Annotated in this window: 1 protein-coding gene; it reads right to left on the reverse strand. The window is 54.9% G+C overall.

Annotated features, from left to right (window positions below):
- Positions 1-169: 169 nt before the first annotated feature.
- A complete protein-coding gene (map, locus tag DM995_RS18870; RefSeq protein WP_116970672.1) occupies positions 170-985 on the reverse strand; it encodes a type I methionyl aminopeptidase in 816 nt (271 codons plus the stop codon).
- Positions 986-1,285: the final 300 nt, after the last annotated feature.

The raw sequence follows: 1,285 nt of genomic DNA on the forward strand, positions 1-1,285 counted from the left end.
TGACAAGACGGGCCCGCGTGCCTGCGGCGGTGTTGGCAGGTGCCCTTGATTTTGCGGGCTTCGGCATGGGGCTCGTACCATGCTCTGGCGTCAGGATGTTCGATTTTGTGGCTGGCATATTCGCTCAATTAGTTAGAAGACTAAACGAGATAGCCGCAATGGCGCCCCGTTAGCCAGCAGAAAGGGTGTACGCCTTTTCTGGCGACAGTTCTTCCGCTGACAGCGTGAAGATCTCAAATCCGGTATCGGTGACGGCCACTGTATGCTCAAACTGGGCTGATAATGAACGGTCGCGGGTCACCACAGTCCAGCCATCGTTGAGCAACTTGACGGCCGCGCGTCCGGCGTTGAGCATCGGTTCTACAGTGAAGAACATTCCTGGCCGCAGTTCCACACCTTCGCCCGGACGCCCGCCATGTACCACTTGCGGCTCATCGTGGAAAATCTGACCAATGCCATGGCCGCAATATTCCAAAACTGATGAAAAGCGTTCCCGCCTTGCTACCTGTTGGATGGCATATCCGACATCGCCAAGCGTGGCGCCTGGGCGGATCGCTGTAATCCCTGCCATCATCGCCTCATAGGTCGTGTCGATCAGCCTCGCCGCAAGCTTTGAGGGTTCGCCGGCGACATACATTCGGCTGGAGTCGCCATGCCAGCCCTCAAAGATCGGGGTAACATCGATATTCGCAATGTCTCCCTCTCGGATGATCTTTTCGGCAGACGGTATGCCATGCGTCACAACATGATTGACCGAAATGCACGAAGCATGTCGATAGCCATGATAGCCGATTGTCGCGGGCGTAGCGCCGTGGTCCCGCATATATTGCTCACAAAGTGCATCCAGCTGCGCGGTTGAGACGCCCGGTTGCACATATTCTGCAATGAAGTCGAGCGTTTCCGCTGCGATCCGACCAGCTTTGCGCATCGCTTCAAAGGCTGCCGCTCCATGGTACTTAATACTTCGTGCCGCTGGGCCGCGCATCGCGAACTCTCTTTCTGATAACGATCGGAGCTACCGGCGCTGCCGCGACCTAGGCTTGCCGGAATGACTGCAAGAGACACTAGTCGATTGACTAAGTGGTGTCCATATCGCAGAAAATCGGCGGTAGCGCTTTTTTCGGATAGCCGGCTCCGCAAACGGGCGGAATTCGACCGAGACCGCCTCCGTAGGGAGAACAAAGATTCGACTTATCGAGCTTGTATAATTTGTTCGAAGCTTAAAAACAAATCGCATCCAGCATCCAAAGTACGCGATTTTAGATAATTGTAATAACCTAGCGAA

The sequence above is a fragment of the Blastomonas sp. UPD001 genome (genome assembly GCF_003426715.1).
Taxonomy (GTDB): domain Bacteria; phylum Pseudomonadota; class Alphaproteobacteria; order Sphingomonadales; family Sphingomonadaceae; genus Blastomonas.

What these genes read in the sequence shown, in the direction of transcription:
- map (WP_116970672.1), bottom strand. Translation starts at nt 985, where the DNA reads ATGCGCGGCCCAGCGGCACGAAGTATTAAGTACCATGGAGCGGCAGCC.